This is a genomic window from Mesorhizobium sp. L103C105A0, from assembly GCF_000502215.1.
Taxonomy (GTDB): Bacteria; Pseudomonadota; Alphaproteobacteria; order Rhizobiales; family Rhizobiaceae; genus Mesorhizobium.
In genome coordinates, this window is record NZ_AYXF01000006.1 from 1 (window position 1) to 23,223 (window position 23,223).

Below are 23,223 nucleotides of genomic sequence, written 5' to 3' on the forward strand. Positions count from 1 at the left end.
CGGTCCTCCGGCGGACAAGAAAACTGTCACCCATGCTATCGGTCCATTCTGTTACCTATCTATCCGGTTCGGACAGGGGCTCCTTTCCTCTCCCTCCGGAGGGGGGAGAGGTGGCTCGGCGAAGCCGAGACGGAGTGGGGGAACCACCTGGCAATCGCCGCGAACGGACAAAGGAACGGCACTGAGCGCATTGCTCGCTTGCGCTCAAGGGTCGACCCCCCACTCCGTCGAGCTTCGCTCGACACCTCTCCCCCGATCGACGGGGNTCGCGGGGGTGAGTTGCGACGAAAAATCGACCCACACAGATCGCCCCCCACTCCGTCGAGCTTCGCTCGACACCTCTCCCCCGATCGACGGGGGAGAGGAAGGCTCCCTTCCGCAACTGCTGCGGGACGGGCGGGGCAGCGCAAGCTTTCGCGGTTGGCTCGTCATCAGGTACCGGTCGGACGCTTGCCTCCCCCGCCCACACGCGGCATAGATCGGCCATGACAAGCGAACTCTACTGCCCGCGCCGCTCGGTGCTTTACGTCCCGGCCTCCAACGACAAGGCGCTGGCCAAGATCGCAACGCTTGCCTGCGATGCCGTGATCATCGACCTCGAAGATGCCGTCGCGCCCTCAGACAAGATCGCCGCGCGGGACAAATTGGCCGGCATTTTCGCCAGCCGACCGAAACGCCGCTGCGAAATGATCGTGCGCGTCAACGCGCTGTCCAGCGAATGGGGCAACGATGACCTGCTGGCCGCGGCGAAATTCGTTCCCGACGGCATCCTGTTGTCCAAGGTCGCCACGCCGCGTGACATCCTCGAAGTCGGCGACGTGCTCGACGATAATTTTGCCCCCGACAGCGTCAAGCTCTGGGCGATGATCGAGACGCCCAAGGCCATGCTCAATATCGGCGCCATTGCCGAACTCGGCCGCGATCGCGCTTCGCGGCTAAATTGTTTCGTCGCCGGAACGAACGATCTGGTCAAGGAAACCGGCATTCTGGCGACGCCTGATCGGCGCTACCTCGTGCCTTGGCTGATGCAGATGGTGCTGGCGGCGCGAGCCGGCGGCATCGACATACTCGACGGCGTCTCCAACGATTTTCGCGACCTCGACGCGTTTGCGCGCGAATGCACGGAAGCCGCCGCCATGGGGTTCGACGGCAAGACGCTGATCCACCCCGCCCAGATCGAAACCGCCAACCGCGCCTTTGCGCCCGCGCCCGAAGCCTTGGCCGAGGCGCACGCGGTGAAAGAGGCTTTCGCCTTGCCCGAAAATGCCGGCAAGGGCGTGATTGCGCTGGATGGCAGGATGGTCGAACGGCTGCACCTGGTGCAAGCCGAAAAACTGCTGGCGAAGGCCGCCGCCATCGGCGCATGATCCGCCCCGAAAAGACGAACTCACGACAGGATCTGACCCATGAGACTTTACCGCTTTCTGTCCGCCCCCGACGATTCAACCTTCTGCCACAAGGTCACCGCGGCGCTGAACAAGGGCTGGCACCTGTACGGCTCACCGACCTACGCCTATGACAAGAAGACCAAATCGATGCGCTGCGGCCAGGCGGTGGTGAAGGATATCGACGGCCAGGAATACGGGCCGGATACGAAGCTGAGTGATTGGTAGGCGAGCTTTGCCAGCCTGTCTAAGACAGCGCTAGGCTGCCTCGGCAATATCAAGACGCACTGTAAGTCCGGCCTGTGTGGCCAGATTGATCAAGGTGTCCAGACTAAAATTCGCGATCCTGCCCCGCAGAAGATCGCTAAGGCGTGGCTGGGTAATCCCGAGCCGGTTGGCTGCTTCGGCTTGGGTAACGTCCCAACTCCGCACCCGCTGTTCGATCGCGATCAGCAAATTGGAGCGCATAGTCATGTTGGCGGACTGAGCCGGGGTGTCTTCCAGCGCATCCCAGACATTTTCAAAGCTTTGACGTTCCATGAGCATGTCTCACTGAATTTGCCTGAACCGCGATGCGGCAAGAGCCAAGTCTCGTTTCGCCGTCTGTTGCGTCTTCTTCTGGAAGGCGTGCAAGACAAAGACGGCGTCACCTATGCTGGCGACGTAAAGCACCCGGAACGCGCCAGCATCGTCTCGGACACGGATTTCCCGTACGCCTAGGCCTATCGTCGTCATCGGCTTCCAATCGCTTGGCTCAAATCCGAGTTGAACCTTGTGCAGTTGAACGCCCGTTTCCTTGCGCACCGCCTCTGGAAAAGCCCGGAGCTTGGCAAGAGAATCTCCAAGAAACTCCAGTCGCTTGGTCGGCATACAGACTTTATATCAAAACTTGTATAATTTCACAAGCAGGCTCGCCACCTGAATATCGCACAGCCTTACTCCGCCGCCTCTTCAAGCTTTTCCATATCGTCGTCCGACAGGCCGAAATGGTGGCCGATCTCGTGGATCAGCACGTGGGTGACGATGTCGCCCAGCGTCTCTTCGTTTTCGGCCCAATAGTCGAGGATGGCGCGGCGGTAGAGGGTGATGCGGTTCGGGCCTTCGCCGGTCTGCGGGTTCCAGCGCTCGGCGATGCCGCGGCCCTCGAACAGGCCAAGCAGATCAAACGGTGTCTCCAGCGACAGATCGTCCATGATCTCGTCGGTCGGGAATTCGGCGATCATGATGACGATCTCGCCGGTCAGCTTGCGAAAATCGTCGGGCAGATGTGCGTACGCCTCCAGCGCCAGAAACTCGATCTCCTCGATCGAAGGCGAGAGTTCATCGTGCCAGGTGCGGGTCTTGTAGATGCGGGCCATGCTTTGTCCTTTGATCCGGCATATAGGCTTTCCCTCCGGACTCGGCAAATGGACCGGGTACCTGGCCAATGACTGTTTCTTTGCGCCGAATGGCTGCGACCAAAGTCCAAGGTTGGCCTCGTCACCTTTGATCAAGGAATAAATTCCTTCTGACTCCGCTTGACTCTTCCGGCACCCTCTGGAATCTATAGGAACATAACAGGAACAGCTGTGAGAGAAATTGACCGTCATGGCGACATCAGCCGTGGCGCGGGAGACTGTTTTTGCCCTGCGCCGCCAGATCGCGAAGATCGAGGGAACGCTGCCCGAGCGCCTGGCCGCGCCGGCTGGCGAGGGGCTGCGCGCGGGTCCTGGCGGCGGTCTCGACGCCGCGCCTGAACCCGATGCCGATGTCACCATCATCCGGCGCGGGCTTGCCGTGGCTTCGCCGGATGCTTTCCTGGCCACCGGCGTCGAGCGCCTCGATGCGGCGCTGAGCGGCGGCCTTCCGAAAGCCGCCTTGAGCGAAATCCATGGCCTTGAGACCCGCAATGCCGGGGCCGTCGCCGGCTTTGTGCTGTCGCTGGTCAGCCTGATCCTCAAGGGCCAGCCCTTGCCCGTGCTGTGGATCGGCACGTCGGAGATTTTTCGCGAGGCCGGCTTTCCCTATGCCAGGGGAGTGCAGGGCATGTTCGGTATCGCACCGGAGCAGTTGCTGTTTTCCGAGGCGCCGAAACTCACCGATGCGCTGTGGGTAGCCGAGGAGGCCGCGAAGATGACGGCGCTCGCCGCAATCATCCTCGAAATCCGTGGCAGCCCGCAGCGGCTCGACCTCACCGCGACGCGCCGGCTGCACGCGCGCGCCCAAAACGCCGGCCGGCCGGTGTTCCTGCTGCGCCAGGCCGGCGAAGCCGAGCCGACCGCCGCCCCGGTGCGCCTCATCGTGTCGGCTGCACCAGCGGCGAGCCGCCGGACGATCGCCGGGTCGCTCGCCGGCTCGATCGGCCGGCCTGCCTTCACCGTCAGCATCGGCAAGAGCCGCACCGCTCTGCCTGGACAATTCACACTGGAGTGGAACCCCGATGAACACGCATTCGAAGAAAGAAAGCCCCGCGAAAAACGGGCAGAGAATTCTGTCGCTGTGGTTCCCGCATCTGGCGGCAGAACGGATCCTGCGCCAGCGCCTGGGACGGTCGTGGCGTTCCCGGCCTTCGGATCATCTGCCGCCATCTCACCCACCGCTCGTGATCAGCCATCGCGACCGCAACGCCCAGCGCATATCGGCCCTCGACGAGCGGGCTGAGGCGCTGCATCTGAAGCCTGGCATGGGCATTGCCGATGCGCGCGCCATGCATCCCTCGATCGACATCGTCGAGGCCGATCCGGACGCCGATCGCCGGCTGCTCGAAGGCCTCGCCGACTGGTGCGATCGCTATACGCCGCTGGTGGCGCTCGACGGTACTGATGGCCTTTATCTCGACGTCACCGGCTGCACGCATCTGTTCGGCGGCGAGCGCGCCATGCTGGACGACATCCTTGCGCGGTTTTTCCAGCAGGGTTTCGATGTCCGCGCCGGGTTGGCCGCGACGCCGGGTGCAGCCTGGGCGGCGGCGCGCTTCTGCGGCAACCGCATCGTTGTCTCCGGCGAGGAGGAAGCGCTGCTCGCCCCCTTGCCGCTGGCGGCACTGCGCATCGAGGCCGATATCCGCGCCAGCTTGGAAAGCGTCGGCCTGCGGACCGCCGGCGCGGTCATGGCAGCGCCGCGCGCGCCGCTCGCCCGTCGCTTCGGCGCGACCTTGCTGTTGCGGCTCGACCAGGCGCTCGGCCGCCTCGACGAGGCGGTATCGCCGCGCCTGCCCGTGGCCCCGCTTTCGGTCGAACGCCACCTGGCCGAGCCGGTCGTGCTGACCGCCGAGATCGAACGGCTGGTGCTCTTGCTGGCGGTGACGCTGAAGGCCGATCTCGAACGCCGCGGCGAGGGCGCAAGGATGCTGGCGCTGCTTTTGTTTCGCGTCGACGGCGCCGTCAGCCGCATCGCTGTCGGTACCTCGCGACCGTTGCGCGAACCCAAGCTTATCCAGCGCCTGTTCCATGAGCGGCTGGCCGCGCTCGAACAGGACATCGATGCCGGCTACGGCTTCGACCTGGTGCGGCTTTCGGTGCTGGCGGCCGCCGGCTTCGACATGCAGCAGGCCGATTTGACCGGCGAGACCGAGGATGACGGCGCCGACATGGCACTCTTTGCCGACCGCATCCGCGCCAGGCTCGGCGACAGTGCGGTGCTGAAACCGGTCGCCCTCGAGAGCCATCTGCCGGAGCGCGCCATCGCCACCATCCCGTTCTCGGAAGCGCCACAACGCAAACCACCGCTCAGGAAGCCGGGCTCGAAAGACGCGCCGCGCGCAACCATCTTCCCGCCGGAACGGCCGATCCGGCTGTTCCGTTCGCCCGAGCCGATCGAGGTGCCGGCCACCGAAATGCCTGAGGGTCCGCCGATGAATTTCCGCTGGCGCCGCGCGCTCTACCGGGTCGCGCGCGCCGAGGGGCCGGAACGCATCGCGCCGGAATGGTGGCGTGAAACGTCAAGCGATCCGCTCACATCGACGCGTGACTATTTCCGGATCGAGGATGCCGACGGCCGCCGCTACTGGCTCTACCGGCAAGGCCTCTATGGCAACCCGCAGGTGCCGCCGCGCTGGTTCATGCATGGAGTCTTCGCATGAACGCGCTGACCGTCATCCCCTATGCGGAATTCGGCATCCAGTCGAACTTCTCCTTCCTGCGCGGCGCCTCCAAGCCGGAGGAGCTGGTGGTGGCGGCCAAATTCCTCGGCTTTTCCTCGATCGGACTGGCAGACCGCAACACGGTGGCCGGCGTCGTGCGCGCCTGGCAGCAGGCCAAGGTCGAGAAGCTCGCCTATCACCCCGGTTGCCGCCTGGTGTTCGGCGACGGCACGCCGGACATTCTCGCCTATCCGCAGAACCGCAAGGGCTGGGGCCATCTCTGCCGCATGCTGACGCAAGCCAATTTGCGCGATGAAAACGAGAAGGGCGCGACCCTTCTCCAGCGCAGCGACCTGCTCGAATGGGGCGACCTGCTGTCGCTGGCGGTGCTGCCGGATCTCTCGGCGAATGCCGACGATCCCCTGGCATTGGTCCGTCAACTGAAAGACCGTTTCGGCGCTAATTTGCGGCTAGGCATGGCGCCGGATTATCGCGGCAATGACCGTTTCCGCATCGAGCAGGCGGCGGGCATGGCGGACATCGCCGGCGTGCCGCTGATGGCGACCAACGACGTGCTTTATCACAGCGCCGAGCGCCGCTCGCTGCAAGATGTGCTCACCGCCATCCGCCTCAATTTGCCGGTCGCCGAGGTCGGGCTGGAATTGACGGCCAACGCCGAGCGCCATCTGAAGCCGCCGCTGGAAATGGCCCGTCTCTTCCGCCGCCATCCACGGGCGCTGGCCGAGACGCTGCGCTTTGCCGGCGAACTGACCTTCTCGCTCAGCGACCTCCAGTACAATTATCCCGACGAGCCGACGCAATCAGGGCTTGGGCCGCAGGCCGAGCTAGAGCGTCTGGCCAGGGAGGGGGCCGCCACGCGCTATCCGGCGGGCGTCCCCGCTTCCGTCTTGCAGCGCATCAGTGAGGAGCTCGCTCTGATCGAGCGTCTGAATTATGCGCGCTATTTCCTGACCGTTTACGACATCGTCCAGTTCGCCCGCAATGAGGGCATTCTGTGCCAGGGCAGAGGCTCGGCCGCCAACTCGATCGTCTGCTACTGCATCGGCATCACCGAGGTCGGCCCCGAGCGCATCGACACGTTGTTCGAGCGCTTCATTTCCGAGGAGCGCAACGAGCCGCCCGACATCGACGTCGATTTCGAGCATGAGCGGCGTGAGGAGGTGATCCAGTACATCTACTCCAAATACAGCGCCAAGCGCACCGCGCTGGCTGCCGCCGTCATCAGCTATCGCGGCCGCTCGGCGCTGCGCGAGGTGGCCAAGGCCATGGGCCTGTCGGACGATGTCCGCAGTGCGCTCTCCAGTTCGATCTGGGGCTGGTCGACCTCGGAGCTCGGCGAGAAGGAGGCGCATGCCGGCGGCCTCGACCGCAACGAGACCTCGACCCGTCGCGTGATCGCCCACGCCAACGAGATCATGGGCTTTCCCCGGCACCTGTCGCAGCATGTCGGCGGCTTCGTCATTACCCGCGACCGGCTCGACGAGATCGTCCCCATCGTCAAGACGGCGATGGAGGCGCGCAAGATGGTCGAGTGGGATAAGGACGATCTCGACGCGGTGAAGATCCTGAAGGTGGATATTCTGGCGCTCGGCATGCTGACCTGCCTCAAACGCGCCTTCACCTTGCTCACCGACTATTATCCGAAGGCCCGGGATGATTACGGCCGACCCTATGTGCTGGCCACCCTGCCGCCGGAAGAGAACGACGTGTACGACATGATCTGCCGCGCCGACACGCTCGGCGTCTTCCAGATCGAATCGCGCGCGCAGATGTCTATGCTGCCGCGTCTACGCCCGCGCGAATTCTACGACCTGGTCATCGAGGTGGCGATCGTGCGGCCCGGTCCGATCCAGGGTGATATGGTGCATCCCTATCTGCGCCGCCGGCAGAAAAAGGAAATGCCTGAGTACCCCAAGCCGGAACTGGAAGAAATCCTGGGCAAGACGCTGGGCGTGCCGTTGTTCCAGGAACAGGCGATGAAGATCGCCATCGTCGCCGGCGGCTTCAGGCCGGGCGAGGCGGACGAACTACGCCGCGCCATGGCCACCTTCAAGCGCACCGGCACCATCGGCAATTACCGCCAGCGCATGATCGACGGCATGGTCGGCAAGGGATACACCAAGGACTTCGCCGAGCGCTGCTTCAAGCAGATCGAAGGCTTCGGCGAATACGGCTTTCCCGAAAGCCACGCCGCCTCCTTCGCTTTGCTCGTCTATGCCTCCTGCTGGTTCAAGACCTTTTATCCCGACGTGTTCTGCGCCGCGATCCTGAATTCGCAGCCGATGGGGTTTTACCAGCCGGCCCAGCTGGTGCGCGACGCGCGCGACCATGGCGTCGATATCCGCGACGTCGACGTCAATTTTTCCGACTGGGACTGCACCCTGGAGAAAGCCCAATTCGATCCGGGCCGCATCCTTGCGCGCCATGCCGAAATGCGCGGTGTCATCAAGACCCGGTGCGCCGTCCGGCTTGGCTTCCGTCAGATCAAGGGCTTGGCCGAGAAGCGTATGGAAGCTTTCACCGCGCGGCGCGGCGCCGGCTATACAAGCGTCAGGGATGTCTGGCTGCGCTCGGGCCTCAATGTCGGCGAAATCGAAAGACTGGCGCAGGCTGACGCCTTCCGCTCGCTCGGCCTCGACCGTCGTGAAGCCTTGTGGGCGGTGCGCGCGCTGGATGGCAAGAGCGCCGCCGAACGGCTGCCGCTGTTCGACCAGCCGGCGATCCGGCTGCGCGAACTCGAGCCCGAGACAAAACTGCCGACAATGCCGCTCGGCGAGCACGTCATCCACGACTACCGCGCGCTCGGCCTGTCGCTGAAGGCGCATCCGGTCGCCTTCCTGCGCGAGCGGCTCGACCGCGCCGGCGTCATTCCCAATGCCAATCTCGGCTCGGTGCGCGACGGCAGGCGGGTCTCGGTCGCCGGCCTGGTGCTGGTGCGGCAGCGGCCCGGCAAGGGCAATGCGATCTTCCTGACGCTGGAAGACGACAAGGCCGTCGCCAACGTCATTTTCTGGGAGCGGACCTTTACCCGTTTCCGGCCCATCGTCATGGGCGCGCGCTTCGTCAAGGTCACCGGCAAGCTGCAGTCGGAATCCGACGTCATCCACATCGTCGCCGAGAAGATCGAGGATTTGACGCCGTGGCTGACGGTGCTGCTGGAAGAGATGACGCCGGCTGCCCGGCCCGACATTGCCACCCTCTCGGACAAAGCTGAAAGGGTCATGCCCAAGGGGCGGAATTTTCAGTAGGCAAGTGCAGGGCGGTCGGGAGCCCATGACATTAATGCCGGCAAGGGCAGAGGGGGGCGCAAGGATCGCCAACAGAATGGCTTCTTAGGCTGAGGTCCGTTTGAACCACCCCTGGCCCTTCAGCCCGGCCCACCCAATCGCGGCGGCGACAGCACGTCTTCCGCCGAAATAGTCCGCGCCTCCGAGGGCAGCATGATCGGGATGCCGTCGCGCACGGGATAAGCGAGCTTGGCAAGCCGCGAGATCAACTCGCCGCGCACCGGGTCCCAGGCCAGCGGCCCCTTGGTCAGCGGGCAGGCCAGCAGCTCCAGCAATTTGGGATCGACATTGACCGACTTGCCGTCACGCCCATCCGCAGCCATTGGATCCCCCTTCAGCCATCGGCTCAGCCCTTATTGCAGGCTGGAACCAAAGTCCTCATTCTCGCGCGCCAGCGCCATTTCGGTGATCGCGATCAGCGTCTCCGCGCGGGCTTTCAGGTCGGGCGCCTCCAGCAGCGCCTGTTTCTCGGCCGGTCCGTAGGGCGACATCATCGACAGCGCATTGACCAGCATGGTATTCTCGGCGCGGCTGACGCTTTCCCAATCGGCTTCGAGATCGTTGGCCTGCAGATAGGCGCGAAACGCTTTCAACAGCGCCGGCCGGTCGATCTCGCTTGCCGCCTGGTCTTCGGTGAGATCGGTGAGGAACGGCGCCAGCTTGCATTGCCGGAACGGCGTCTTCACCGGCAATTCGCTGGTGATGCGGAAACGGCAGACGCCCTGCAGCGAAATCAGATATCGGCCGTCGCCGCTCTCGGCCATCGAGATGATGCGCCCGGCGCAGCCGACATTGCACAGTTCCGGCTCGCCGTCGGCGCGCAACGCGCCATTGAGGCTGGGCTGGACGATGCCGATCAGCCGCGCGCCGGCGATCGCCTCATCCACCATCTGCAGATAGCGCGGCTCGAAAATGTTGAGCGGCATGCGCCCGCCCGGCAGCAGCAGCGCGCCGGCAAGCGGAAACACCGGAATGGTTGCCGGCAGATCCTTGCCGACCCGGTAAAATGCGTTTCCGACCTGCACCTTCACTCCTCCGACCCGCTCGCGCGCGATGTTATCGGCCTAATCTGGCGCGGCGGCCGCCGACCGCAAGGCCCGACAGCCACGCCCCGGCAATTTGGCCGGCAAACGGCTCAGGAAAACAGCAGCGACGACAATTTGCGCCGTGCCGCCAGCGTCGCCTCGTCGGTCATGCCCCAGGCCTCGAACAGTTTCAGCAGCTGCGCCCTGGCGCCGTCCTCGTTCCACGTCCGGTCGGCTTTTATAATCGCCAGAAGATTGTCGGCCGCCGCATGGCGCTCGCCCTTGGCGTTCTGGATCATGGCGAGGTCGAAACGCGCCTGGTGGTCGCCGGGATTGGCGGCCAGTCGCTGCTCGAATTCAGCTGGATTGCCAAGTGCTGCCGCTTCCGCAGCCAGCGTCATCTTGGCACGCAGCGCGGCAAGTGCCGGCGCATTCTTCTTGGCCTCCGGCGCCGTTGCCAGCAGCGCCTCGGCGCCGTCGCTGTCGCCGTCCTCGAACAGAAGCTCGCCCAGCCCGGCAATCGCCTCGATCGTCTCCGGCGCCTGCGCCAGGATGGCGTCGTAAATGTCGGCTGCGGTCTGCGCATCGCCCGCCGCATGCGCTTCCGCCGCCGCGGCCAGTGCTTCGGCGACGGGCGGCGCGCCATTGCCCTTGCCGCCGACCTTGGTGATGAACTCGGCAATCTGGCTCTCGGGGATGGCGCCCATGAAGCCGTCGACAGGCTGGCCGTCCTTGAAGGCGATGACCGCCGGGATCGATTGGATGCCGAGCTGGCCGGCGATCGAGGGATGATCGTCAATGTTCATCTTGACCAGCTTGACCTTGCCGCCGGCGGCCTTGATCGCCTTTTCCAGAAGCGGCGTGAGCTGCTTGCAGGGCCCGCACCACGGCGCCCAGAAATCGACCAGTACCGGCTGTTTGCGCGATTCCTGGATGACGTCGGCGGCGAAAGTGGCGGTCGTGGTGTCCTTGATCAGCTCACCAGCGGCAGGTGCTGCGCCGGGTGTCGGGCCAAGTGCCGACTTGGCCGGCTCGGCGCCGCCATATCGCACGGAAGTGGTGTATTGGCCCGAATTGCCGCCGAATTGGCCGCCAAACGGATTGTTGTTGTCGCTCATCTCGTCGCCCTTCCGGTCGCGCCCAGCGGAGCAGCGCGACGTCCTTAACTAGAGGTCAGTTTTCGCCATCCATGTGGCGATCAAGCCGAGACTTTCAAGATAGCAGCATCATGTCCGGTTGCCTCGACGAATCTGATGAGGTCGGCGGACGCGATCGACGTCGTCGCCTCATTGGTCAGCGGATGCGCGTTGACTGTCGCATGTGCCATCAAATCCTGGTCGAGCACCACCTTGACCCGTCTTTCGGTGTCGTTGATCAGCCCGAACACGGTGACCGCGCCCGGAATGACACCGAGCAGCTCCATCAGCATCTCCGGCTTGCCGAACGACACCCGGCCGGCGGCGCCGATGATCGTGTGGATCTGCTTCAGGTCGACCACCGCCTCCTCGCCGACGCTGACCAGGAAGAAATTGTCCTTCTTGTCCTTGAGAAACAGATTTTTCGTGTGCCCGCCCGGTATCTCGCCGCGCAGCGACTGCGAATCGGCCACCGTATAGAGCGGCGGATGGCGCACGGTCGACACTGATATGCCGAGATCGGCAAGAAAGGCGAAAAGCTCGGCTTCGGTCTTCGGCATTGGTGGTCTTCCCCTGTATCGGCGCGCGGCAAAGCCGTTTACGGCCAATGATGCCGCCGAGACAAGACCGTCATGCGGGAAGTCGATGAACCACCCGCGTGGCCGACAAGGTTCGGCCAGGCGAATTTGGCGCGGCTAAAAAGCCCGTCATTTCCTTGTTGCAATCGCCGCGCTCTTCAGCCATATAGGCCCGGCTTGCGGCCCCGAGGGCCGTGTGAGCGGGTGTAGCTCAGGGGTAGAGCACAACCTTGCCAAGGTTGGGGTCGAGCGTTCGAATCGCTTCACCCGCTCCAGTTTCCTCCGGGAAATCAGGCATCGAAAAGCCGCGGTTCGCCGCGGCTTTTTCGTTTTTAGGGCCGACTGAATCGCGCTTGTGGCAAGCGGCTTGGAATACCAGGGTTACATGCGGGTTACCAGTTTTTCGCGGATCCGGCGCAGTGGGGATTAGTGTGTTGCCGGACGCGCAGTATATTCAATCCAAACGGTCACAACTTTACCATGAATGCTGGGCTGCAGTTGACTGATTGATCGCCACTCGCTCTATCCTTACCGATTGGGGCGGAGGCGCAATAAGTGAGAATCAAATCCATCGACATCGGCAATTTCAAAGCCATCAGTTCGACGAAGGTCAATCTTGTAGACTTCAATGTCATTGTTGGTGCGAATGGCTCCGGCAAAAGCTCCGTGCTGCAGGCCATGCACTGGATGTTTCAGTCGGGGAGGAACCGTCGGATTGAGGCTCGGTCAAAGTCGTCAGACGGGGTCACGCTTTCCGAAAAAAATGCCACATATATGCCATCCCCCGACTACCGAAATGCTGGTCACTCGTCGGAGTACGGGAATAAGACAGGTACGCCCCAGCTTGATATGGGCGTAGTAGCTATCATGGATGATGGCTCTGAGGTGACGGCAGAGCTTTGGATCAAGTCAGCTCGTAACGCGGGTATCCTGGTCCATATCCCCAGCGGCAATGCGTTCATCAGCAACCTTCGAGACCCTTCTCGGGAATTTAGTGCATACATCCCCGGCTTGGCCGGCATTCCTCTCAGCGAAGAAAAGCGAAGTCGAGCAATCGTTCAACGCTTGGCAGCAGCTGGCGACGCAAATACGGTCTTACGCAACGTCCTCCTCCTCCTAAAAGGCACCGCAATAGACGGCAAGAATGGCCTGATGCTGCTTGAAGAGTATGTATCGCAAGTAATGGGGAAACTCTCGCTCGATGTGACGTTCTTGGACGAAAGGGACTCTACCATCTCGGCTCGCTTTACAACGGCTGACATGCAAGCGTCGGAAAAGAAATGGAGGCCACTTGAACTCGCCGGTGTTGGCTTTCTACAGGTCATCCAGATATTTGCCTATCTGCTTTACTTTCGACCGGCGCTGTTGCTGGTGGATGAGCCTGACGCCCATCTGCATCCCACAGCTCAAGAGCGGCTCGTACCAGTATTGGTGGCAGCTTCTCAGAGGACGGACACACAAGTTGTTCTGACGACCCATAGCCCATCAGTGGTTCGTGCCCTTCCAAGCGATGCGCGGGTCATTTGGATGAAGGAAGGGAAGGTGCAGGATGGCGGCGACACCGAAGGCCGGCGGCTAATGGGCTGGGGTCTATTGGATCGGAAGATCCTTATGCTGACCGAGGATGAAGATGCCGGGATGATAAGGACAATTTTGTCTCAATGGCCCCATCTGGACCGTGCGGTGGCCGTTTGGCCTGTGCGCGGATCAGGAAAAGTGCCGGAAGCAGAGGTCATCAAGGATTTTATTGAGATCACCGCTGGTAGTCTTAAGGTTGTTATACATCGCGATCGTGACTTCTTAATGCCCGGAGAGTTAGCCGCTCTTGGCGGCCCCTATTCCGACAAGGGCCATGTCGTCTGGTTCACCAAGTATTCCGACATGGAGGCGTACTGGACCAATGAATCGGCGATCGCTTCGCACTTCGGCATCTCGGAAGAAACCGCCCGGCAGTTACTTGAAGATGCAGTCGCGGAAGCTGCGGCAAATAACGTTGCGCTAGAAACACGTCGACGCAAGCGCAACGACGCTGCAAACAAGTTTAACAAAAAGGGCAATCTACCGCAATTCGGCGACTCTGAGGTTGAAGTCGAGGCCGCCGAGCACGGAAAACAGTATGTGGTTCTCGGAAAAGATCTGCGAAACGCGATACGAAAGGTGGCGCACAAGGCAGGCCTGAAGACGGGGCAGAGCTACTCATTGATTGTTCCAGCAGTCTTATCAGGCCAAATGGCAGACGACTTGCGTGATTTGCTTGAAAGTGCGCTCAAGAGCTGAACCGCACATATGAACGATGCTTGCTTCAGGCCGCCAAACAAGCGAGACACTATCGCCGTTCGTTCGCTAGCGCTACGACCATGACCACTACGCGCTCGAGATCATCGCTTCGTAATGCCGCCAAGGCTGCGATTGTACGCTGCCGTGCCAGTTCTTCCGGCGCGCTTTTCTCCAGCGAGGTTGTCAACAGATCAGTGGGTGTAGTCGCCAGTACCGAAGGGGTATCCTTTGCAAATCAGTATAATTGAAGTAAGCTATAACTTCAATTTTGTTAACAAGGTTTTTCACAGGTGCCCACGCCCCGTAAAGTCCTCAACGGATTCACGGCCCGAGAGGTAGCGGCGATCTCGGGGCTAAGCCTCCATATGGTCAACTATCTGGCGCGGGAAAACTACCTCACAGCCTCCCATGCGACAGTTGGCCGAAGGGGTGTCGTCCGTTATTATTCGTATCGAGATTTGGTCATTGCGCGTCTACTTAATAACTTTTCTCTGTCGGGGATCGAGATCCGACGCATTAAACCTGCCATTCAGCTTCTGCGCGAAAGTAATATGTGGAGTATGGCCGACCAAAAGTCGCCCCTTTCCTTCGTCTCGACCGACGGGCTAGAGATATTCTACCACAACGCCAACGGAACCCTGACCGAGATTACAAACAAGGGGCAACTGGCATTTGCGTTTGTTCTTGATATTGAAGGGGCATCTCGAAGTGTCAAAAACGAGATCAGCCCTTCCAAACGAAAGCGGTTTGAGCTCGGCCACTACGAACTCGAATATGCAACCGGTCCATCTCCGAGGGCTACCAGGCGATAGCTAACTGACGCTCCGCTTGTTCGTTATCTGGGTTCCGATCGCGCCGTTACCACTTGGATTCTGCCTTGAGCCCATCGACTTCGGCCCCGCTATGCCGAGGCCGACGGTCACACTCGACCGTTTCATTTTCCATCGCGCAAAGGTTTCGAACCATTTCAGCGCAAGCTAATTGAATCACCGGGTTGCGGGTGAGTTCATGCGTTTAAAATTCGTCGAGCCTTTGCTGCCGACCCTTGTCGAGAAGCCTCCCGAAGGCGACGAATGGATTCACGAGGTCGAGTTCGACGGCTACCGCAGCCAGGTCATCATCGATCACGACGTGCGCATCTTCACGCGCAACGGCCACAACTGGACGGCGAAATACAGCGATCTGGCCGGAGCAGCGAAACGGCTCGGGGTTGAGAATGCCATCATCGATGGCGAGATTGTCGTGCTCAACGAAGCCGGCTTGTCGGACTACCAAGCCCTGCGCACGGCCATTACCCGCCGCCAGCACGACCTGTATTTCGTCGCCTTCGATCTGCTTCACCTTAACGGTCACGATCTGCGGGACATGGATCTCGAAGACCGACGCGAAGTTCTTGAAGGCATCATCCTGCCTGATGACCGCATTCAGTTCAGCCAGGCGCTGCCTGGCGATGCCAAAGCCATCTTCCATCTGATCGACGAAGCCGGCATCGAGGGCATGGTTTCGAAGCGCCGCGACAGCAAATACCGCAGCGGCCGGTCGACTGCCTGGCTGAAGGTCAAAAGCTACATGGTGGAAGAATACGATTTGCTCGGTGTCGAGCGGGACCCGGCAAGCCGGCCTTTGCGCTGATGGCCGACCGGGAGACCGGCCAGTATGTCGGCTCAGCGTTCATCAACTCCCGCGGCGCAATCCGGGAGCGGCTGTGGAAGCGCGTGCAGGAGCACGCCGGGCCGGCGCCGAAGGGGATGAAGCGGCCGGCGACGCAGTGGGTTAAGCCCGGGCTTATCGGCCGCGTGAAGCACTTGCGGGGTGAGGAAGATTTGCGACACGCTTCGTTGCAAGATTTCCGGGAGGAAGAATAGTCGCAAAGTCGCTGCTGGCCAGATCATCCTGATTGCAATTTAAGCGCGATTGTACGGAACAGACAGTGCGCGAGGTTGTTGAGCCTAATAAGGCGGGCTCAACATGCCACTTTCCCTTCGAACCACTTTGTGTGAAACGCGAGACGCGCTGCACCTCTTGCGACGGTCAGTCCGTGATCGCGGGCACATCGATGCCATGTACGAGATCGATTGCCTGGTCGGTCTGGCTCACGAAATTGCTTTGAAGGCTGTCTCGGCGATTGAAGTTCGCGGCCGAGTCCAATGAACCCCGCCTTATTCCTCAATTGATGGGGATTGCTCAACGGGCTTCCTACCGGAACCTAACCGCGTGATTCGACCTTATGCCGCTATGAGCACACGCGGCGTCAATTTTCTCGACAAATGGATGGCAGAGCACCTGCCCAACGTCTTGATTGACGACATGGATGATCCCGTGGCGATCAGCGATCTTGCCGACCAGGCAATGAAGGCGGCCGACCGTGAGGGCATCAGTTCCGACGAGGTCAGCGAAGAGGTTGGCAGCCTATTCGAGGTCATCCTTGAGGCGATGAAGAACCGCGCTGGCGGCGGCGAGGGCGGGTGACACCATGCCGAAATCGAAACGGTTTTGGATTGTCGTCGGGGTTCTCACAACGCTTATCGTGCTCGCCCTAGTTATGTCCCTGACCCTTGCCGCGCTCGGCCCGCACTGATGGCTAACGGACAATTCCAGCGATCCGGAGGGCGACTGCATCAAGTCCGCTTTTGTAAATCCTGGTGAGGACGTGCTCTGCGGCTTCTGCCCTTTGAGCAGTGCATCCGCGGAGTTCACCACCTCCTAGCCTGGCAGGCCTATTGGCGAGGCAGTCCCAAACACCCCAGGTTCCCTTGGCTTCCATGTGGCAGTAAAATCTGTGTTGATGATTTTCCATATCTGCACAACGCCTAGCGCGATCTTTAGGGTGCATCACATCTTTGGAGGTGGTTAATGCGCGCCCGAGCGCCGAACAAAGTGAGCACACAGTGGCGTAAGGTTTCTCGACAAGTGGGTTGCCGAGCAACTGCCTATTGTGGCGCGGGGGAGATCCGATCGCTGCCAGCGACCTGGCAGATCAACGGATGACCGCAGCCGAGAAGGCCGGCATCCCTGCCGACGAAATCAACGGCGAGGTCGAAAGCGTATTTGAATTGGTTTTGGAGGTAACGCGGCGTCGCACGGGTGAAATGCTCTAGCCGCGGAACCATTTCCTCCAGAATATCCATTTGGACCTTCTGCGCTTACGAAGCCGCACAATCGGCCTGTCGAAGTCATCCGGGTCGCACTCGGCAAGAAACCGCCGCCGCCATTCATCGCTTTGCTCGTTTCGCTGCCGTCTGAGACTCAGCTTGCCCCCACGAGGCACGGGAGCATCCAACCCCGCCAGAAGGCCGATGTGCGGGCTAACGCTGTCGAAATCGTCAAGCTGTCTTCGTAGAACAGGCGGAGTGGTTCGATCCCGGCCCTAGCAAAAAACGAATTCCAGCGACCGGTGCCGATGGCAATCTGGGCAAGGGCGAAGTCGATGCCATACGCCGAGTACTCGGCCTTCTTCACGGCAGCAGTCTTGCTGGTCCAAGCACCATCCTGCGATGCTTTTGCCCAGGAAATTGCCTGGCCGAGCCGATCGCGCCTTTCAAGGTATATCCACCCCGGGTCAGGAAACCACTCCGTAAGCCTGATATCCCTGCTTAGCTCATAGAAATGGGACGGGAACAGTTTGGTAGCTGCTACTCCGTTTGGCGTGGCGCTGGCGGCAATACGGGTGCAACGCTCAACCGTCGGGGTCTTCTCTTCTCGGTTGAAGTATTCTTTCGGATCTCCCAGCACCCCCGTGCTGCGCATCTTTTCGCTAAGAAGCGTGCTACCGGATCGCTGCAAGGTCGCAATGATAAGCGTCCTGCCGGGAGGTTTCCAACCTGTGGGCGGGCTGATCAGCATGGACGACAAATAACTACGGTATCACCGCCGAGTCCACCTTGCCACTTCAGGGTTGCAAAACCGTCGTCAGTCGTCCTACCGGCCCTTGGCGAAGTAAATAGCTCCATCCGTCTTGACTTGACAGGAATATGTTCCTCATTTTGTCCGCTATGGCGCACGATCCGATCGACACGCTGGGCAAGGCGACCCGGCACAACATGCTTGTGAAAGCCGAATGCAGCTGCGGCAACGTCCGCTACTGCCGATCCGCCGATCTCATGATGGTCTACGGCGGCGGCGTCGACCCGCAGAAGCTGAAGTTTGACTGCAACCGGTGCAAGCCGCAGATCAAGATCACGCTTCTCGTGCTCCTGGCGTACCACTACGAGCAATACCGCGCGCTTCTTGACGTCCATGCCACTGCTGAAATCGATCGAGATGATCACGGGCAACAAGGCGCAGTTCATCCAATGGAATGAGCGGCGCAGCCAAGTGAGAAGCCGTCAAGCTAAATCCGGCCTGCCGACTTGGAGCTTCTCGTTAGCCTCAAAACCAATTGGGAAGGTGAGCCTAGGTTTTCCGGTGCAATTCGGCAACATACGCACATGTATCGATCCGTTCTGAGCAGGTGCAGCATGCTTCCTGACTTGAAAGGAATCCATGCTATACATTAGAATGAGCTAAATAACGATACTTGTGGCTTTGGCGGTCTAAATATCGATTATTTGACCGGGGGGGGTTATAGAATGGAACAGCGGCAAAATCTGGCGCCGCTTACGGCGATGCGCTTTTTCGCCGCTGCGGCGATCGTTGTTTTTCATCTTCATAATAACTGGGGGCTGCCCGGGCCCCAAGACACCGGATTGATGTTTGGCATCGGAGTGAACCTGTTCTTTGTGCTCTCAGGGTTCATCCTCGCGTACACATACCGGCGGATCGATGGGTTTGATCATGCGATCAAGATAGTCGCATACCGCGTGGCCCGTATCTGGCCGCTACACATCGCAATGCTCGGGCTTTTCTATCTGCTAGTCTACGACGCCTCAAACCCATTCCATGACATTCACAAACTCTGGGCCTCGGTGTTTCTCTTGCAGGCTTGGTTTGGAGATTACACATATTCGTTTAATGGGAACCCCGTCGCTTGGACACTGTCTTTGGAGTTGTTTTTTTATCTGACTTTCCCACTCCTAACGATCATGTCCAGTCGCTGGATTGTGGCAATTACATTGCTAGTTACAACGTTGACCTTGTCTTGGGCATTTGCAGTGCCAGTACTTAGTGCACCATTGGACCTGCCTGGAACGACCGCCGCTGGGATTGTCAGGATGCATCCGGGATCGTTTTTCGTGCTTTTTGCAGCAGGCATACTCGCCTGTCGAATGTTTATATCGCGCGAGTGGCAAATTGGACCGCGCGCCGCCACAGTATGGGAGGTTCTGTGCCTCCTGTTTGCAGGAGCCTACTTTTTGCGGAACGAGCAGATCGCTGGGTCGATCGCGAACTTCCTTCATGTTGGTGGAATCCCTGCACTGTGGATGCAGAATGCCATGGGTGCGGTCTTTTTCACTCCGCTAATTTTCGTGCTGGCAATCGGGCGAGGCCGCCTTTCACAGGCGCTCTCGGTACGCCCTCTGATCATTCTGGGCGAGGCATCTTTCGCGATATATCTCCTACACCTCATGGTGCAGGACAAGGCAATGGCTATTGGCTTTGCAACCCCGTCGGATGTGCCGGCCTACCTCTGCATTGTCTTGGTCGGTTCAGTAGCGCTGAACAGGTACATCGAGATGCCGTCAAATCGCTATCTGCGTCGAAAAGTTGACGCCTGGGCGGATCGCCGCGTTGTCGCTGCGAGGCCGGTCATCTAGCTCGCGAGGCAGTCCGTTCTCGCCCTTCTCGTTTCTCGGGGCTCTTGGGCTCATCTTCGGCCGCCTTGGCAAGGGCCTCCCGCTGGGCGATGATCTGCTGATTGATCCTTGTCCCAAGCGCGTTGCGTGCCTTTTCAGGTAGTTCCTGGAGAGCTAGTTCGAGTAGAATTAGATCGGTGTCGGTGAAGTTCAGCGTAACCATTCTTGTCGTCTCCTTAGCTGCGTAGGCCCATGGCACGATCATCGGCGATCATGGCCATCACGACGCCGGCAAGCTGAGCCAGCGTCACGGTCGAGGTTGCGTAGGTGGTGCGCTGGATTGTGCCGGTGGGTAGGGCGACAGCGCCCCGTGCGGCAGGCGCAGTGCCGAAGAAGCCGATGCCGGTGGTGTTGACCTCGAACTTGGTGGCGGCCGCGCCATCATTGATCTTCACACCGCCCGTGCCTTTGCCCTGCACGATGATGCTGGGATTGGTTTCCGTGCCGCTCGGCTGGATGATCGGATGCCCGGCCGCCGCTGCTCCCTTGAGCGAAAGGAAGCTTGTCGGCGAAGCGACATGGCCGATTTCAACCTGTTTGGCGAAGCTGGCGCCGTTCGTATAGAACGAATGGACGCCGACTCCCTTTGTGCCGAAGCTGGACCCGACATCGGTATCTGAACCCTTCATCCACAACAGCGGCGACTGCCCGGCGACGGCGCCGGAGAATTCGAAATTGTTGACGGCGTTGTCGGTCGATAGAATCGCAAGTTGTTTCTCAAAGTCCGAATTGCCAAAGAAAACCGCCTTCGATTTCCCACCAGCCGCCACCCAGGTGTTGTCTGTCGAATCCAAAAAAAGGAGCGGGGCGACGTTGACCCCACCCACGGTCATGGCGGCGATGTTGTCGGTGTTCTTAAGCAGGATCGCCTGCCCGGTTGAGTGGAGCGCGCCTGTCGAGTAGTGACTAATCGAAGGCGCCGCCGGCTGGCTTAACTGCCGCTGGGCGGCGCTGTCTGCGCATGAGGTCCTGGGTGGCTTTCTCCAATTCGGTGCCATCCATCTCTGCCGGATCTTTCACGACGCCCGCGTTGCGGTCCGCTCGGTCGAGCATACCCCCAATTTGAAGGAGAGTCCGTTGCGACGACGCCCTTGCAACGGCCGTCTGTGTTTTGTCGCGGCAAATCTCCAGCGCGCTCTCGTATGCGACCTTGACGCCCTCCACCCGAACGCGTCGGATTATCTCGGCGCGCACAGCCTCATCATCGTCAAATTCATCCTCGACTTCATTCATGCAAATGCCCCTATCGGCTTTGGACAATCATTTTCTGGCTGAATAGGTTACGGGTTGTGACGAGAAGTGTCGTAGAATCAAGGGTTGCCAAGGTTGGGGTCGAGCGTTCGAATCGCTTCACCCGCTCCAGTTTCCTTCAGGGGGAATCAAGCGATGAAGAGGCGCCTTTCGGGGCGCCTTTTGCTTTTTCCAGACCGGCGATGTAAGCGCGTTGCGGGACACTTGTTCTCCCTCAAAACCAGGCGCGGGTAGTACGGCGTGGCGCATAATCCCTTGGTTTCCAGTTCGGCGAACGGCGGCACCGCATCCGAAGCGCTTGCTTGGCTGGCGTTGCGGAACGCCGCGTCCGAATGCGGCTCAGGCTCGCGCTTGATCGACCCGCAGCCCCTGCGCGCACTCCCGGCGGGACGCAAGTGGGCGCATGAGATTGCCAAGGTAATCTTCGATGGCCTTGTGGCAGGAAGCCTTTCGGTGCCGGGGCAACTGGCTGCCCGGTGGGACAGCTTCGGCAGCGCAACCACCGCATTGATCATCGAACTCGGCAAGGACTGGGACAATCCCGCAGCGGCTCGCCGCGTCCAGTACCAGCTTGAGCAAATGCTTCTCGAACCCGACGATCTTGCCACGCCGCGCAGGCTGGCGCGAACGCTCGGAATTCGCGTCGACGCTCGCAATCCGACCGCGACCGAACTGCCGGAAGGCATCGATCAGATCTATGCCCATCTGATGCTGGATGGCCGGATCGAGGCTGTCGTGCAGTTCGGTGCACTCGGGACGGTGACGAGCGATCATTGGATTGAATTGATCCTGGATGTAGTGCCTGCTGAGCGGCTTGCGGGAGGATCGCCTGGACCGCAAAAGGGCGCCGGCGCGACCACGTCAAACACGCCTGCAGCCGAGGTATCGTTTGCCATGGCGGGAAGCGAGCCCGATCAGGACAGCCACTTCGGCAAACTCGCGCAATTGGCCGCACAGGCGCATGACCTGGTTCGGTCGAGCGCTGAACCGTCAGAGCCTGTTACGCCGCGCCGCGCACGGGTCGCGGACAAGCACGACAAGGATCGCACGGCGTTCTGGAACAGCTATTTCGCGACCGAGGATCCCTGGAACTACAGCTCGCTCTATGAGCAGGAAAAATATGAGCGGCAGATCGAGATCCTGCCTGCCGGTCCCATCGGCCGGGCGCTTGAGCTGGCCTGTGCGGAGGGCCATTTCACGCGGCAGCTGGCGCCGCGCGTGGGCCATCTGACCGCAACCGACATCTCCGCCATAGCCATCGAGCGAGCCCGCGCCCGATGCAACAATCAGGCGAATGTCGAGTTCGGCGTACTCGATTTCGCTGCCGACACGCTGCCGGGTGAGATGGATCTGATCTTCTGTTCGGAGGTGCTCTACTATCTGGACGATCTCGCCGAGTTGCGGCGCATCGCCAAGAAATTTGCCGAGGCGTTGGCGCCTGGCGGTAGTTTCATCAGCGCACACGCATTCGTGCTGCGTGACAATGTCGAAAAGACGGGCTTCGACTGGAACACATTCGGTGCCCAGGCGATCTCCGAGACGCTGGCAGCGACCGAAGGCCTGGTGCTCGAGCAATCGATCCAGACCGAGCTCTACCGCATAGACCGCTTCCGCCGCCTATCGCCGGGCGATGTGGCGACGGACCCGGTGATCGATCATGTGCCGATCCGCGCGCCCATCGAAATCGGCGTCGCGCGAAATATCGTCTGGGGTGGGGCGCGAGCCTTGCGCCGCGACGTCGCACGTAACGAGCAGCGCCAGCATATCCCTGTCCTCATGTATCACGGCGTTGCCGATGAAGGTCCGGCCGCGCTCGCTCGCTTTCGGCTCACGCCCGCCGCATTCGCCAGCCAGATGGGATGGCTGCGCGCCAATGGCTTTCACGCCATTGGCTCCGAGCAGCTGGAAGCATCCATCGCCAACCGTCAGCCTTTCGTCGGCCGCCCGGTGCTCATCACCTTCGATGACGGCTTCCAGAACTTCGCCGACCATGCCTGGCCGATCTTGCGCGCCAACGACCTGAACGCGGAAGTGTTCCTGGTGACGGACCTGGTGGGCGAAAGTGCAAAGTGGGACACCGACATCGGTCCGCCGACGCCGCTTATGGGCGCCGGGACGGTGCGACGCCTCGCTGCCGAAGGCGCCTTCTTCGGCAGCCACATGGCGACGCATCGCGCCATAGATGGTCTGTCGAGCGCTGACCTGGCCGCCGAGCTCCTGCGCTCTCGTCTGTTCATCGAACGCTGGACCGGCCGGCCAACCAGGGCGTTCGCGGCCCCCTTCTCCGTCACCGACCGACGGCTTGGCCGGCTGGCTAGGGAGTGCGGCTATCGAGTAGGCTTCGGCCGCAGGCACGGGCCGGCGGACCTCCATAGCGATCTCATCGACCTTCCGCGCATCGAGATTCGCGGCGACCGCTCGCTCGATGACTTTGTCGCCACTGTCGAGGCCGTGCTCGGATAAACGGTGAA

At 60.9% G+C, this 23,223-nt stretch carries 23 protein-coding genes, 1 tRNA gene and 1 pseudogene; 13 read left to right on the forward strand and 12 right to left on the reverse strand.

Features of this window, described 5'->3' with window-relative positions; translation table 11 throughout:
- Positions 1 to 485 precede the first annotated feature (485 nt).
- Both X727_RS147375 and X727_RS147370 read left to right on the forward strand, forming a co-directional pair.
- Entirely contained in the window at positions 486 to 1,367 is an 882-nt protein-coding gene (locus X727_RS147375) for a CoA ester lyase (RefSeq protein WP_023745943.1), read from the forward strand.
- Positions 1,368 to 1,406: 39 nt separating this feature from the next.
- Entirely contained in the window at positions 1,407 to 1,613 is a 207-nt protein-coding gene (locus tag X727_RS147370; protein WP_023673921.1) for a DUF1737 domain-containing protein, read from the forward strand.
- Positions 1,614 to 1,643: 30 nt separating this feature from the next.
- Here the strand turns inward: X727_RS147370 and X727_RS147365 are convergent, their stop codons facing one another.
- The 3 genes from X727_RS147365 to X727_RS147355 all read right to left on the reverse strand — a co-directional run bounded on the left by X727_RS147365 (position 1,644) and on the right by X727_RS147355 (position 2,743).
- On the reverse strand, positions 1,644 to 1,925 hold the full coding sequence (locus tag X727_RS147365) for an XRE family transcriptional regulator (RefSeq protein WP_023673920.1): 282 nt from the start codon (positions 1,923 to 1,925) through the stop codon (positions 1,644 to 1,646).
- 9 nt (positions 1,926 to 1,934) lie between these two features.
- Positions 1,935 to 2,255: a type II toxin-antitoxin system RelE/ParE family toxin gene (locus X727_RS147360; RefSeq protein ID WP_023673919.1), complete on the reverse strand. Its 321-nt coding sequence runs from the start codon at positions 2,253 to 2,255 to the stop codon at positions 1,935 to 1,937.
- 65 nt (positions 2,256 to 2,320) lie between these two features.
- Positions 2,321 to 2,743, reverse strand: coding sequence for a metallopeptidase family protein (locus tag X727_RS147355; protein WP_023673918.1), 423 nt, complete (start codon positions 2,741 to 2,743; stop codon positions 2,321 to 2,323).
- Positions 2,744 to 2,972: 229 nt separating this feature from the next.
- Here X727_RS147355 and X727_RS1000000169060 point away from each other — a divergent pair, with 229 nt between their 5' ends.
- Genes X727_RS1000000169060 through X727_RS147340 form a run of 3 tightly spaced genes read left to right on the forward strand, consistent with a single transcriptional unit; the run spans position 2,973 to position 8,714 of the window.
- Positions 2,973 to 4,025 carry a hypothetical protein gene (locus X727_RS1000000169060; protein WP_023745942.1) on the forward strand — a complete coding sequence of 351 codons (1,053 nt, stop codon included), beginning with the start codon at positions 2,973 to 2,975 and terminating at the stop codon, positions 4,023 to 4,025.
- Positions 3,967 to 5,445: a DUF6504 family protein gene (locus X727_RS147345; protein ID WP_023745941.1), complete on the forward strand. Its 1,479-nt coding sequence runs from the start codon at positions 3,967 to 3,969 to the stop codon at positions 5,443 to 5,445. The genes X727_RS1000000169060 and X727_RS147345 overlap by 59 nt, the downstream gene beginning before the upstream one ends.
- Positions 5,442 to 8,714, forward strand: coding sequence for an error-prone DNA polymerase (locus X727_RS147340; RefSeq protein ID WP_023745940.1), 3,273 nt, complete (start codon positions 5,442 to 5,444; stop codon positions 8,712 to 8,714). Before X727_RS147345 ends, X727_RS147340 begins: the two co-directional genes overlap by 4 nt.
- A 119-nt stretch (positions 8,715 to 8,833) precedes the next feature.
- Here the strand turns inward: X727_RS147340 and X727_RS147335 are convergent, their stop codons facing one another.
- From X727_RS147335 to X727_RS147320, 4 genes are all read right to left on the reverse strand, one after another.
- The gene (locus X727_RS147335) at positions 8,834 to 9,076 is read right to left on the reverse strand and encodes a Trm112 family protein (RefSeq protein WP_023672122.1); all 243 of its coding nucleotides are present in this window, start codon (positions 9,074 to 9,076) and stop codon (positions 8,834 to 8,836) included.
- 30 nt (positions 9,077 to 9,106) lie between these two features.
- On the reverse strand, positions 9,107 to 9,778 hold the full coding sequence (locus X727_RS147330; protein ID WP_023745939.1) for an LON peptidase substrate-binding domain-containing protein: 672 nt from the start codon (positions 9,776 to 9,778) through the stop codon (positions 9,107 to 9,109).
- Between the two features lie 110 nt (positions 9,779 to 9,888).
- On the reverse strand, positions 9,889 to 10,896 hold the full coding sequence (trxA, locus tag X727_RS147325; RefSeq protein WP_023745938.1) for a thioredoxin: 1,008 nt from the start codon (positions 10,894 to 10,896) through the stop codon (positions 9,889 to 9,891).
- A gap of 80 nt (positions 10,897 to 10,976) precedes the next feature.
- On the reverse strand, positions 10,977 to 11,474 hold the full coding sequence (locus tag X727_RS147320; protein WP_023710270.1) for a prolyl-tRNA synthetase associated domain-containing protein: 498 nt from the start codon (positions 11,472 to 11,474) through the stop codon (positions 10,977 to 10,979).
- 218 nt (positions 11,475 to 11,692) lie between these two features.
- On the opposite strand from X727_RS147320, the gene X727_RS147315 reads away from it, so the two are divergent.
- The 5 genes and pseudogenes from X727_RS147315 (at position 11,693) to X727_RS147300 (ending at position 16,238) form a co-directional block, all read left to right on the forward strand.
- Positions 11,693 to 11,767 (forward strand) — tRNA-Gly (locus tag X727_RS147315).
- A 280-nt stretch (positions 11,768 to 12,047) separates the two neighbouring features.
- Positions 12,048 to 13,769, forward strand: a complete 1,722-nt coding sequence (locus tag X727_RS147310; RefSeq protein ID WP_023834523.1) for an ATP-binding protein — start codon at positions 12,048 to 12,050, stop codon at positions 13,767 to 13,769.
- A gap of 290 nt (positions 13,770 to 14,059) precedes the next feature.
- Entirely contained in the window at positions 14,060 to 14,581 is a 522-nt protein-coding gene (locus X727_RS147305; RefSeq protein ID WP_023745936.1) for a MerR family transcriptional regulator, read from the forward strand.
- A 196-nt stretch (positions 14,582 to 14,777) separates the two neighbouring features.
- A pseudogene (locus tag X727_RS01000000164795) lies at positions 14,778 to 15,634 on the forward strand (ATP-dependent DNA ligase).
- Between the two features lie 349 nt (positions 15,635 to 15,983).
- Positions 15,984 to 16,238, forward strand: coding sequence for a hypothetical protein (locus X727_RS147300; protein ID WP_245265826.1), 255 nt, complete (start codon positions 15,984 to 15,986; stop codon positions 16,236 to 16,238).
- A gap of 461 nt (positions 16,239 to 16,699) precedes the next feature.
- On the opposite strand, the gene X727_RS1000000169065 is transcribed toward X727_RS147300, so the two are convergent.
- Positions 16,700 to 16,897, reverse strand: a complete 198-nt coding sequence (locus X727_RS1000000169065) for a hypothetical protein (RefSeq protein WP_245265825.1) — start codon at positions 16,895 to 16,897, stop codon at positions 16,700 to 16,702.
- Between the two features lie 118 nt (positions 16,898 to 17,015).
- Positions 17,016 to 17,612 carry a Stf0 family sulfotransferase gene (locus X727_RS1000000165655; RefSeq protein WP_023745932.1) on the reverse strand — a complete coding sequence of 199 codons (597 nt, stop codon included), beginning with the start codon at positions 17,610 to 17,612 and terminating at the stop codon, positions 17,016 to 17,018.
- A gap of 128 nt (positions 17,613 to 17,740) precedes the next feature.
- Between X727_RS1000000165655 and X727_RS1000000169070 the strand changes: the two genes are divergently transcribed.
- Both X727_RS1000000169070 and X727_RS147295 read left to right on the forward strand, forming a co-directional pair.
- Entirely contained in the window at positions 17,741 to 18,070 is a 330-nt protein-coding gene (locus X727_RS1000000169070) for a hypothetical protein (protein WP_023745931.1), read from the forward strand.
- Between the two features lie 267 nt (positions 18,071 to 18,337).
- Positions 18,338 to 19,462 carry an acyltransferase gene (locus X727_RS147295; RefSeq protein WP_023745930.1) on the forward strand — a complete coding sequence of 375 codons (1,125 nt, stop codon included), beginning with the start codon at positions 18,338 to 18,340 and terminating at the stop codon, positions 19,460 to 19,462.
- Here X727_RS147295 and X727_RS147290 read toward each other — a convergent pair.
- The 3 genes from X727_RS147290 to X727_RS147280 all read right to left on the reverse strand — a co-directional run bounded on the left by X727_RS147290 (position 19,455) and on the right by X727_RS147280 (position 20,734).
- Entirely contained in the window at positions 19,455 to 19,664 is a 210-nt protein-coding gene (locus X727_RS147290; RefSeq protein ID WP_023745929.1) for a hypothetical protein, read from the reverse strand. The genes X727_RS147295 and X727_RS147290 overlap by 8 nt on opposite strands.
- A gap of 13 nt (positions 19,665 to 19,677) precedes the next feature.
- On the reverse strand, positions 19,678 to 20,334 hold the full coding sequence (locus X727_RS147285) for a hypothetical protein (protein WP_023745928.1): 657 nt from the start codon (positions 20,332 to 20,334) through the stop codon (positions 19,678 to 19,680).
- A gap of 73 nt (positions 20,335 to 20,407) precedes the next feature.
- Positions 20,408 to 20,734 (reverse strand): hypothetical protein, encoded by a 327-nt coding sequence (locus X727_RS147280; protein ID WP_023745927.1) that lies wholly within the window; start codon positions 20,732 to 20,734, stop codon positions 20,408 to 20,410.
- Between the two features lie 273 nt (positions 20,735 to 21,007).
- On the opposite strand from X727_RS147280, the gene X727_RS1000000165660 reads away from it, so the two are divergent.
- Positions 21,008 to 23,215, forward strand: a complete 2,208-nt coding sequence (locus X727_RS1000000165660) for an SAM-dependent methyltransferase (protein ID WP_023745926.1) — start codon at positions 21,008 to 21,010, stop codon at positions 23,213 to 23,215.
- Positions 23,216 to 23,223: the final 8 nt, after the last annotated feature.

Coding starts and splice junctions, on each gene's coding strand:
- X727_RS147375 (WP_023745943.1), top strand. CDS start 486: ATGACAAGCGAACTCTACTGCCCGCGCCGCTCGGTGCTTTACGTCCCG.
- X727_RS147370 (WP_023673921.1), top strand. CDS start 1,407: ATGAGACTTTACCGCTTTCTGTCCGCCCCCGACGATTCAACCTTCTGC.
- X727_RS147365 (WP_023673920.1), bottom strand. CDS start 1,925: ATGGAACGTCAAAGCTTTGAAAATGTCTGGGATGCGCTGGAAGACACC.
- X727_RS147360 (WP_023673919.1), bottom strand. CDS start 2,255: ATGCCGACCAAGCGACTGGAGTTTCTTGGAGATTCTCTTGCCAAGCTC.
- X727_RS147355 (WP_023673918.1), bottom strand. CDS start 2,743: ATGGCCCGCATCTACAAGACCCGCACCTGGCACGATGAACTCTCGCCT.
- X727_RS1000000169060 (WP_023745942.1), top strand. CDS start 2,973: ATGGCGACATCAGCCGTGGCGCGGGAGACTGTTTTTGCCCTGCGCCGC.
- X727_RS147340 (WP_023745940.1), top strand. CDS start 5,442: ATGAACGCGCTGACCGTCATCCCCTATGCGGAATTCGGCATCCAGTCG.
- X727_RS147335 (WP_023672122.1), bottom strand. CDS start 9,076: ATGGCTGCGGATGGGCGTGACGGCAAGTCGGTCAATGTCGATCCCAAA.
- trxA (WP_023745938.1), bottom strand. CDS start 10,896: ATGAGCGACAACAACAATCCGTTTGGCGGCCAATTCGGCGGCAATTCG.
- X727_RS147320 (WP_023710270.1), bottom strand. CDS start 11,474: ATGCCGAAGACCGAAGCCGAGCTTTTCGCCTTTCTTGCCGATCTCGGC.
- X727_RS1000000169065 (WP_245265825.1), bottom strand. CDS start 16,897: ATGGATATTCTGGAGGAAATGGTTCCGCGGCTAGAGCATTTCACCCGT.
- X727_RS1000000165655 (WP_023745932.1), bottom strand. CDS start 17,612: ATGCTGATCAGCCCGCCCACAGGTTGGAAACCTCCCGGCAGGACGCTT.
- X727_RS1000000169070 (WP_023745931.1), top strand. CDS start 17,741: ATGTTCCTCATTTTGTCCGCTATGGCGCACGATCCGATCGACACGCTG.
- X727_RS147295 (WP_023745930.1), top strand. CDS start 18,338: ATGGAACAGCGGCAAAATCTGGCGCCGCTTACGGCGATGCGCTTTTTC.
- X727_RS147290 (WP_023745929.1), bottom strand. CDS start 19,664: ATGGTTACGCTGAACTTCACCGACACCGATCTAATTCTACTCGAACTA.
- X727_RS147285 (WP_023745928.1), bottom strand. CDS start 20,334: ATGACCGTGGGTGGGGTCAACGTCGCCCCGCTCCTTTTTTTGGATTCG.
- X727_RS147280 (WP_023745927.1), bottom strand. CDS start 20,734: ATGAATGAAGTCGAGGATGAATTTGACGATGATGAGGCTGTGCGCGCC.